This is a genomic window from Piscirickettsia litoralis (genome assembly GCF_001720395.1).
GTDB lineage: Bacteria > Pseudomonadota > Gammaproteobacteria > Piscirickettsiales > Piscirickettsiaceae > Piscirickettsia > Piscirickettsia litoralis.
Genome location: NZ_MDTU01000001.1, coordinates 154449 through 164198, shown reverse-complemented (window position 1 = coordinate 164198; position 9750 = coordinate 154449). Strand labels below are relative to the sequence as shown.

At 39.3% G+C, this 9750-nt stretch carries 13 protein-coding genes; 8 read left to right on the top strand and 5 right to left on the bottom strand.

Annotated features, from left to right (window positions below; genetic code table 11):
• Positions 1 to 100: 100 nt before the first annotated feature.
• The 3 genes from BGC07_RS00765 to BGC07_RS00755 form a co-directional block, all read right to left on the bottom strand.
• A complete protein-coding gene (locus tag BGC07_RS00765) occupies positions 101 to 856 on the bottom strand; it encodes a hypothetical protein (RefSeq protein ID WP_069311582.1) in 756 nt (251 codons plus the stop codon).
• 121 nt (positions 857 to 977) lie between these two features.
• Positions 978 to 1214, bottom strand: a complete 237-nt coding sequence (locus BGC07_RS00760; RefSeq protein ID WP_069311581.1) for a type 2 periplasmic-binding domain-containing protein — start codon at positions 1212 to 1214, stop codon at positions 978 to 980.
• 16 nt (positions 1215 to 1230) lie between these two features.
• Complete coding sequence (locus BGC07_RS00755) at positions 1231 to 1656, bottom strand: substrate-binding periplasmic protein (protein ID WP_069311580.1); 426 nt, start codon at positions 1654 to 1656, stop codon at positions 1231 to 1233.
• A 467-nt stretch (positions 1657 to 2123) separates the two neighbouring features.
• Between BGC07_RS00755 and BGC07_RS00750 the strand changes: the two genes are divergently transcribed.
• Positions 2124 to 2498: a GFA family protein gene (locus BGC07_RS00750; RefSeq protein WP_069311579.1), complete on the top strand. Its 375-nt coding sequence runs from the start codon at positions 2124 to 2126 to the stop codon at positions 2496 to 2498.
• 62 nt (positions 2499 to 2560) lie between these two features.
• On the opposite strand, the gene BGC07_RS00745 is transcribed toward BGC07_RS00750, so the two are convergent.
• Positions 2561 to 3445: a LysR family transcriptional regulator gene (locus tag BGC07_RS00745; RefSeq protein WP_069311578.1), complete on the bottom strand. Its 885-nt coding sequence runs from the start codon at positions 3443 to 3445 to the stop codon at positions 2561 to 2563.
• 150 nt (positions 3446 to 3595) lie between these two features.
• Here BGC07_RS00745 and BGC07_RS00740 point away from each other — a divergent pair, with 150 nt between their 5' ends.
• The 7 genes from BGC07_RS00740 to BGC07_RS00720 all read left to right on the top strand — a co-directional run bounded on the left by BGC07_RS00740 (position 3596) and on the right by BGC07_RS00720 (position 8573).
• On the top strand, positions 3596 to 4270 hold the full coding sequence (locus tag BGC07_RS00740) for an MFS transporter (protein WP_069311577.1): 675 nt from the start codon (positions 3596 to 3598) through the stop codon (positions 4268 to 4270).
• Positions 4267 to 4833: an MFS transporter gene (locus tag BGC07_RS00735; RefSeq protein ID WP_069311576.1), complete on the top strand. Its 567-nt coding sequence runs from the start codon at positions 4267 to 4269 to the stop codon at positions 4831 to 4833. The genes BGC07_RS00740 and BGC07_RS00735 overlap by 4 nt, the downstream gene beginning before the upstream one ends.
• 353 nt (positions 4834 to 5186) lie before the next feature.
• On the top strand, positions 5187 to 6479 hold the full coding sequence (gene tagH, locus BGC07_RS00730) for a type VI secretion system-associated FHA domain protein TagH (RefSeq protein WP_158006814.1): 1293 nt from the start codon (positions 5187 to 5189) through the stop codon (positions 6477 to 6479).
• Positions 6397 to 6576 carry a type VI secretion system-associated FHA domain protein gene (locus tag BGC07_RS23740; RefSeq protein ID WP_394332101.1) on the top strand — a complete coding sequence of 60 codons (180 nt, stop codon included), beginning with the start codon at positions 6397 to 6399 and terminating at the stop codon, positions 6574 to 6576. Before tagH ends, BGC07_RS23740 begins: the two co-directional genes overlap by 83 nt.
• A gap of 112 nt (positions 6577 to 6688) precedes the next feature.
• Positions 6689 to 6913, top strand: a complete 225-nt coding sequence (locus BGC07_RS21365; protein WP_235602810.1) for a hypothetical protein — start codon at positions 6689 to 6691, stop codon at positions 6911 to 6913.
• A 14-nt stretch (positions 6914 to 6927) separates the two neighbouring features.
• Positions 6928 to 8109, top strand: coding sequence for an OprO/OprP family phosphate-selective porin (locus BGC07_RS00725; protein ID WP_235602809.1), 1182 nt, complete (start codon positions 6928 to 6930; stop codon positions 8107 to 8109).
• The gene (locus BGC07_RS00720; RefSeq protein ID WP_069311574.1) at positions 8109 to 8573 is read left to right on the top strand and encodes a hypothetical protein; all 465 of its coding nucleotides are present in this window, start codon (positions 8109 to 8111) and stop codon (positions 8571 to 8573) included. The genes BGC07_RS00725 and BGC07_RS00720 overlap by 1 nt, the downstream gene beginning before the upstream one ends.
• A 25-nt stretch (positions 8574 to 8598) precedes the next feature.
• Here BGC07_RS00720 and BGC07_RS00715 read toward each other — a convergent pair whose 3' ends face one another.
• Complete coding sequence (locus BGC07_RS00715) at positions 8599 to 9525, bottom strand: Dyp-type peroxidase (RefSeq protein ID WP_069311573.1); 927 nt, start codon at positions 9523 to 9525, stop codon at positions 8599 to 8601.
• Between the last annotated feature and the right edge of the window lie 225 nt (positions 9526 to 9750).

Genomic DNA, 9750 nt, shown 5'->3' with positions numbered 1-9750 from the left:
GCTTAAAACAACATCATTTAATGCTCACCGTGTTATATTTTAATATGGATATTCGGCAAATTTTAAATTCTCTTCAGGCATTGCCTCTGCAAGCTCTAAATCAACGGCCCCCATAAACGGGTATTTGCTGATAGGAAATTTGAATTGGCACACTTTGGCTTGAGTTTAATTGAATACGATTCGGCGTCGCAGTGCCCGTATATTCTCTCTGGTTGATAGTCAAAGGCTGAACAATAATGTCATAATCACCATAAGGCACCTGATTTAAGGTATACGTTTCACCCCATGAAAGAGTGTTAATGTCAGAGCTAAACTCATCACCAACAAGCTTAATTTGGGGAGTGCTCTGCCTTCCTCCATCTGGTGAAGATCCAGTAGTAAAGCTAATTTCTCCCTTTGGCAGCACCACAGGTGGCTGCTTACTTTCTGGATAAAAAGCCAGCTCTTCTACGATCAACCCAGGTGTTGCAGAAAACTGTAGCCTAATGCTTTGATTATGATCTAATACAGTTTTAGGCCGCCACCATTGATTTCCCTCAGGAAAAGTTAAAGGCAAAGAGACAGAATAGCCAGAACTATTCACTATACTTGTGAGTTGTGGCTGACTGGGGTAAGCCAATGGCCCAAAACTCCCCCAATAACTTCCTTGTAGCTTTTGACTCGATTGTAATTTAACTAAACCATCGCGTAAATCAACAGGTTGACTGCACTGGTTTGTTAATTTTATTTCTGGAGTCCAGCTATTCGCACTTGCTTCTAATTTAACACAGGGCAATGGCTTTGGACTTGCAGCATGATAAGCTGGCATCGCACTGATTAATAACGTTGATAAGCTCGCAATAAAGTAAGGCCGCATAATAATCCCTTAAATTGGCTACACGTACCTTGACTATTGACAACTAACCTTATCGCCAGCTTAAATTTAAAAAACTCAACTCATAAGTTATTATCTACCACAAGAAGAAACTGAATATTTCTTATAGATATTTTTTGAATAACCCATTATTATTTATATGCTTTAATGCATCTTGCACCATCTCAAAATACTCTTGAGGATATTTTTTTGAAACAACAGCATAATGATTATAAACCTTAAAATTAACTGGGAGAATTTTTAATTTATCTTCTAAATTATATTTTTTAATTGCATAAGATAATCCTAAGCTGTGATAATAAACAAAACGTGCATGCCCCTTTATTACTGCTTTCAACATTTTATCAACACTTCTCTCAGTAATAATGGTTAAATTTTTCTTTTTGCCTAGCAATAAATCGATGAGTTGCTGTATTTAACAAAGTAACTATTTTCCCTTGCTTTCCCAGTTTTTCAATCCCTGTAAATGATGCAACATTAACAGGATCATTTTTCCTGACGGCAAGCACATGACACACCGTATATAAAGGCGGGCTAATATAATTTAAAAATTTTAATCTGCTTTTATTTTTCCCAGCGCCTAAAAAAACATCTAACTGACCATACTCTAAACTTGCAAATATACGACCTATAGGCATAAAGTTGCCTTCACCTAGAAATCGAATTTTTGGGTTATATTCGGTTATTGCTCGCATAATCTCAATCTCTAACCCCTGCATATCGCCCGTATTATCTTTATAAAATTTAGGGGGTACTATCTTGTGCAGCGGTTCTAAGCTCAAAAGAAAAAACACTTGAAAAACAAGTACAAATTAAAGATAATAGACAATATCTAACAAAGTACATACCAGCCAACCATCAAATGATTTACTAAAACATATAGGCGATATCATCCTTTTTTTCCGCAAAAACAGGGTTTAAAATTGCTTCTTGTAAAAAATGGATCATTAATATATAAGGTTAATTATTGCACCTTTACTTTAACCATTAAAAACCTGATAAACACGAATTTATGTAGAATCAGCCAACTTTAAATAAAAATTTAGGAAAATATAAATGAAAAAGCTTATTATTCTATTTGCGATTATTCTCATTACGCTTATCCTTTATTACTATATTAAGCACTTCCCTATTTAATAACGCTCTGATTTAATTTGTTTTATTAATCAAAGTCGAGTTTTCATTGACATTAAATTTCAAACACCCTACCTTTTTATAACTTAACAGTAAGATAAACAAAGGTTAACCAATGCAGCAAATAAGAAAATCAACTTGTCACTGTGGCAGCGTTAAACTCGAAATTAGATTTGATAAGGGCCTTGAAAATATTCGTCGCTGTGACTGTTCATTATGCAGGCGTAAAGGTTATGTTATGGCTGCAGTTCCAACAAGCCACTTAAAAATAATTCAAGGTCGAGATCAGCTTTCCTGCTATCAGTGGAACACTAAAATAGCAAAGCACTACTTTTGCAAAAACTGTGGCATCCACACCCATCATCAAAGAAGAAGCAACCCAAATCAATACGGAATTAATATTGCCTGTATAGATAGTGTTAACCCTTATAAATATAAAGAAGTTCCAATTGGTAATGGAGAGCTTAATGACTCCTTACCTACCCTTTAAGTTAGAGGGCAAAACTATTTTCCCTCATTACTCATCTTGTTATTTGGCAGGTCAAGAACAAATCAATTCACTTTTCCTTTTAGGATTTCTAAAAATTCATAGACTTCAGGGTCAAGCTTTTTATCTTTATGGTAAACATAAGCATAATCACTGCTATATTTCTCTCGATCTACATCTAAAATAGATAATTCTTTTTTAGCAACTTGCTCTTTAATCGCAAACCAAGGTAATAGTGCCACTCCTAAGCCCGCAGAGACCGCTTTAATTATTGCACTACGCCCTTGAATATTAATTTGGTTATTTTTTGTCATACCGTAAGCTTCTTTAAATTCTTGCATGTGCTTTTTAAAATAATCTGATGTATCAATTTCAATAAAGACTTCATTTTCAAGATCAACTTTATTAATATTTTTTTTATTTTTTAACACATGATTATAACTTGCAACCAAGTAAATTGGTGTTGAAAATAACACATGGGACTTATACTCAGAGACAGTATCGAAATTAACCGCAAAATAAAGATCGAACTGATCACCCTGAATCACCTTGCGCATCTCATCATTCGAAATAACACTCATACTGACTTTTATCTTTGGATGAACTTTGACAAAATCAATCATTGTATCGACGATCAAGTCCTGTAAAGCAGGTAACACTGCTAAAGAAAAGCTTTTCTGTTTTGAAATATCACTTTCAATATTTTTTTTAAGAGTCTGAAACTGCCTAAGTAAGCTATCCACTTCTAAAAGCATTTTTTGGCCTCGAGTTGTCAATAATGTCCGCTTGCCTAGCTTTTCAAATACCTTAAAGCCGATTGCCTCCTCAAGGCTTTGGACATGTTTCGTCACTGCCGGTTGTGAGATATACAGCGCTTCTGCAGCACGATGAAAATTCAAATGCGTTGCAACCGACTGAAAAACTTGGAGTTGTTTAATAGTAAAGTTCATGAGAGCACCTTGATAATATTAAGTTATCATTTTAATGATAATAAGCGATTTAACATTATCAATAAAGATCATTACCATAAACAACATCAAAGCCACCATCTAATCATTGATATCTGAGCTTCTCTACAGTAACCACTAAAGGTAACGCCCATGAGTAAAGAAAAACGTTTTATCTACTCCATATACGCCATTTTTCTAATGGCCTATTTAACACTAACCTCAACCACGCCTATTTTGCTCACCATCAGTGTCAGCAGCCATATCCCCTTAACCCATTTGCAGCTTGGTGTTTCCATATTATTTTTACTATTTTCCTGCTCTTCAGTTCTATTAGGGCCAGTATCCGATTTTCTCGGCCGCCGTAATGTTCTCCTTGCAACACAATGCACGGGTATCATCGGATTAATCGTCTGTGCGTTTAGTGATTCTTTTGTTAGCATCAGCATTGGCCTTGCCATCATTGGCCTTGGCACAGGCGCTTACTCTGTGGTCGCCCGCTCTATCGTTAATCATACAATTAATGATCACCATACTTTATTTAAAATCTATAGTACTTTCTCCTTACTGATCATGTTAGGGCCTATCGTTTCAACTAAGCTTTCTATCGCTATCGCCAACTCCCTAGGTTGGCATGTTGTCTATATCGCATTATTTATCCTGGAGATTTTCGTTCTTCTTGCAACTTACCTTAATATTCATGAGCCAGATAAAGCATTTAAACCGAGTCGTATTTCTGTTTCTGGTATTGCCCAACAATTCATTTATTGTGCTAAACAACCTGTTTTTGTCAAAAATGCAATCCTAGTCGGACTTTTTTATCTGTGATACTCGGGCTATTCCTTGCTTTCGGCCCTGAGGTTTTCATCGACCACTTTCACCTAACAATTCACCAATATGGTAATATTGCCCTAGCACTTTGCATCGTTTACATACTCGGTAATTTTACCGCAAAGCATATCGGCAATCGCATCTGTAAAAGGCAGTTAAAGTTTACGGCCTTCTTTTTTGCTTTCCTTAGCACAGTTACACTAACGTTTAACTCTGCATTAAGCACCGTTTTAGCGAGTTTCATTGTCATCAGCTTCGCTTCAGGAATTCTTACACCGATGGGCACTCATGGCGGCATGACAGTCATCAAACAGCACTTTGGGACTGCCGCTGCAATGTATACCGCACTATTTTCTATATTCTCAGCATGCTGGTCTTATCTGCATGCAATACTCAATGCCAGCCCATTAACGCTGATTACCAGCATCCTTTGGCTTGCTATTCTCTTCTGTGGCATCTTCGAATACTTTCTTCCGGATCAACAACCCACAGCCAAAAAAACAACAAAAGCCGTACTCGCTCCTCATCAGTCATGCTTAATCAAACAAAAAGAGGGCTAAAATATCATAGCCCCACCAACCACCTCATCCGCATATAACACACTGATAATTAACAAAAAAATATTAAAACAACTACCCTTATCATAGTCTTATATTTTGTATATGGAATTATTAGCTCTAACTTGCCCCCTAAAACCAAAGGCTGTACTGAACTTAACACGATCAGAGTAAGGAGCTTTGTACAATAACCATTAAAACATCGGTAAAATTCTAATAAAAACATGCAATAATCTCAGCCAAAAGAAAATCACTTGTCTTTCGTAAAGAAACAATTAAAATGGACCCAAACAGTTAAGTTAAAGCGGTCAACTCGTTTTCAAAACAATGAAAGGATAGTAACTATGATGCTGTGTATGCGTGTTACCAAATCGCCTGAAAGTGAAATCGGCTTCAGCCATTACAAAGAATTTTCAGGCCAAGGTGGTGTGGTTGGGCGCTCTGAACGCTGCGACTGGTGGCTGCCAGATAGAAGCAATATTATTTCTAACCAGCACATGTTCATCCGCTATCAAGACAGTCAGTTTTATGTTGTTGATAACAGCACCAATGGCACCTCTCTTGGCAATGAAGAAAAAGATGCATTAATTCCAGGTAAACCCTATTTGCTCGCCGAAGGCAACGAAATCGCGATTGGTGAATACATTATCAGTATTGAAAAAATTATTAACAACGAAGAAAAACTAGAATCCAAGCCTGACTCTTCAGTCAGCTCTAACCTTGAAGGTGAACTGCCTTTTTTAAATCCACATGCTGAAACTGACCTTGAACGACTCATTCAAAATGAACAAACCGCCACGCCACGACAACCGAATACACAAATACTTGAAGATAAGTTTAATGCCTGGGCCAACCCTGTACCACCACTTCAGCCAAAACCAGAAACCCAGCCACCACAACCTTCACGCTTTGCACCCTTTGAAGCTGCAACACTAGGACAGCCTCAAGAATCTGGTCAAGCGGTACAAGAAGCAGTCAGGCCACAGCCCCAATTTAATCGCTTTTCCCAAGAGCCAGCAAAAACACCGATAGAGCCAAAACCCTTCACCGGATTTCAACCCCAAGAGCCTGTACGACAACAAGCAACTCGGCAACCATCACCTGCTCAGAATAATACGAAAGCTGCTGAGTCTAAAGTTACTGCTATGCCGATACAAAATAGTGCAGATCAATCCAATTTTCTCAACGCATTAATCCAACGCTTTGGCCTTAGCCAAGACGCGCTATATGCACTCGGTGAAGAGCAAGTTATTAACATCATGGCCGACTTGCTCGAGGGTACCTTAGAAGGCTTTATCGAACTACTCATCGCGCGTGCAAAAATAAAAAATGATTTAAATGTCGATATGACAATGATTCAAAGCGAAGAAAACAATATTCTTAAACACTCCGTGCATGCTAAACAAGCCATCTCACTCTTTTTGCAGCCTCAAAGTGATTCGTTCTTAGCGGCAAAGCCTGCAATCAAGGATGCAGTCAAAGATATCAAACAGCATCAACGCGCTTTATTTGAAGCGGTAAGAAAAGCATTGCACTCTACCCTCAACTCCGTTGATCCTCTGACCATTGAAAGGCAAGTCTCTGAGAGCAAACGTTACTTCTTCCCGGGTAAAAAACTACAAGGCAGATTGCTGGAAAGACTACAGTAAACGCTTTCAGAATTTGCAGCGCAACGAAGGAGACCTTCTCTATGAGCAGTTCCTAGATTACTTTGCCGATAACTACCGGGAAAAAACTCAGAACTAGTTAAAGTCGCAACCTAAAAACAAACCTATACAACAAAATTATTAAAAACAATAATTAATAAAGGCCCTATTATGCTGTTAAATACAAACCGATCACTCTAACTGTGCTTGCTGTGAGCTTACCGACAATTGGCCTCTCAGCAACAACGGCTGTTCCCCAATTTAAGTCACAAGCAGAAGAAACTGCTTATATTCAAAAACTACTTGAGAAAAACAAAGCACAAGAACAAAAAATACAGGCGCAAAGTCAGCAAATTCAAGCGCTAAACCAAAAAAACAAGCCCAGCTGTCGAGCAACAAACCAACCCAAACTAGCGCTAAACAACCGCTATCATTAACACGCCCGCAAACAATGCCGCTTCCATCAAATCCAGGCACTACAGACACAGGCAAACCGCTAACAACAAAAGAGACTAAGCCCAAATCACCCTTTTTTCAATTTAACTCTCCGGTTCCAATTGACTTTAGTGGTTTTGCAACCGCAGGTGCAGGCATTAGCTCTAGCCCTCAACCTTATCAGGCGATGGAAATCGGCAACATTGATAACCAATTGCGCTTAAATAATGTCCAGCTTGGTTTACAAATGAATGCTCACATCACCGACAACTTATCCGCGGTCGGTCAGCTAGTCGCGAACAACGCCTCACAGAACAATGGTGAATTTAAAGTCAAGCCTGATTGGGCCTTTTTAGACTACAAATTTGATGATAATTGGAGCGTCTCTGTTGGCCGTATGCGCATTCCAATCTATTTATACTCTTCAAATTTCTATGTCGGTACGAGTTACCCTTGGGTTTCACCGCCTGCAGAAGTCTATAACTTGATGCCAATTTATAACTTTAATGGCGCGCAAATCACCTGGAATACACCACTTGGGCAAAGCGCCTGGTCAGTCAACACAAAGCTTTATGGCGGCTATATCGATGACACGGTAAACATTCCCCTCGGCCCATCGACCTTAACCAGTCATGATGCAATTGGTTTTGATACACGCTTAACCAACAATATCTTCACTTTTAACCTCGCCGCCATGCATATGCGCTTTGATATCTCACCCTTCCCACAAACTGGCACAGGGATTAACGACTCGTATGGTAACCTCATGACAGCAGGTGCGGCAGTTAACTATAATAACTTCTTCTCCATTCTTGAAGGCGGTATCCGTAACGTTGCTTATGAAATTCCATCCAACCAATCCGCTTACATCACCTTTGGTTACAACATTCATAAGTGGCAGCCCTCAATTACTTTCGCAGCCTTAAGAACTTCAGCACGTGCTAACCGCCCAGCGAGCTACACAACCCCTGACGGTCAACAAGTCGACATCATGAATACCCAACAAAACTCCGTGACCGTCGACCTAAAATATCACTTAAGGCCCAATGTCACGTTAACGCTTGAAGATGAGTATGTCCATCCATTAGATGGTTCCTTCGGTTTCTTCTCCGGCTTTAGAAACGGCAATAGCTTCCAGGTTTCTTCTTTACCTGGTGACGTCAACATTATTCGAGCGAGTATTAGCGCGGCTTTCTAATGAAAAATTTTAAAAAGCAACTTTTAAAACTCACTCTAATCAGCCTTGTTACTATGTGCCCAAGCCTTTGGGCACAAAGCTACGAGATCATTGTAAACCCACTGAACCAAATGCAGCCTCTTTCTAAGGCAGTATTACGGCAGCTCTTTTTAAAACAACGAACGATCAGAGGTTATCAACTCAACGCCGCTGACAACAAAGAAGAGTTTAACCTTCAACCTATTGATAACCAGAGTGACAATACTTACGAAGGGTTTTATTTAACACTGATGGGTTGGGGGCTTTCTCAAATTAATACATACTGGAATGACAAACGCTTTTCTGGCTCTAGCCTAACTCCCCAGCTATTAGAAAGCACAAGTCAAGTCATTCGCTACGTCGCCACCCACAAAAACGCTATTTCCTACATCCCTGTTGAAGATGATAGCAATGAAATCCGCGCCCTACAGGTGATCACAAGCTAATTAACCTAATCGTGGGCGCTAGTTATTACAGTTTCCCTTTGAGGAAAAAACTTAAGTCAACACGCCCATTCACTAAGGGTGGGCACCAAAAGTTACAGGTAAAGAGTACTGTTGAGAACTGAAATAAGCCATCAAGAACACCATCTTCTCCCCCTGTCATGCGGTTTAATTGCGCACTGAAAGGGTAAAATGAGCGAGCAAAGCAGGAAAACATCAACCCACCTTCTAGCTGATCATTGACCCAAGGCATCGACCTTCGCCACATAAAAGCTTCGGGTGAAAAACTCTCTTGTGCCGTACGCTTCACATGCGCAAACGACGGGTTATCTTTAAACTCACGGTTATCGTCAAGGCTTCGACCAATGAGTTTTTCTTTATCACCTTGGCTCGCAGAGCTTAACCAATCGAACTGATGTTGCCATTTTTGTAATGTCCAACAACTCCCACCTTGTAAAATTTGATTATTATTCTGGACAATTGCAGCGATCAGCTTGTCATCACCCTCTGGATTTTCGGTACCATCTTCAAAACCCGATAAATCATGATTGATTTGCTTATCATTTTCTTTTTTCTCTAGATAAGTAATCCCACGCACACATTCTTTTAAGCTAAACGCAGGAGAAAGCTCGGCAACAATTTTTTTAGCACGATGAAACAAGACACCTTCATCTCTTTCTCTAAGCCACAAGGCAAGATCATAAGCCCCTGCTGGCACAAGTTTACTTTGCTCTCCTGTAGCTTGATACGCTTCAAATGGGATATTATTAACGCCAGCCTTGGCAAAAAGCGCTTTTCCCACCCCCAGCACCACCTTTTGGCCATCTGTAGTTTGCTCCAAGACAGCTAAGGCCTCAGGTAAATGCTCTGCATCATCCAGTGAAAATAGTAAGTAGTAACTACAGGGTGGAATATCGTCTGTAATACCCGATTGATGTGTATTTGCTGCTGCCATTATATTGATGCCATTTCATTATTAATATTAGACACATTAGAGCAGTATAATTTAGTTTCTTCAAGAGCAAGAGGCAGCTTCTCTTAACATTAAAGACATAGAAATATCACTATCAGGCAAATTGAAGTCACTTAGAATCTGATAGCCTTTTTTCATATGTATCTGCTGAGAAGAGTGACTGGAAGAGCCTGATGATGTCTCTAAACAACAAGGCACACAGGGGAG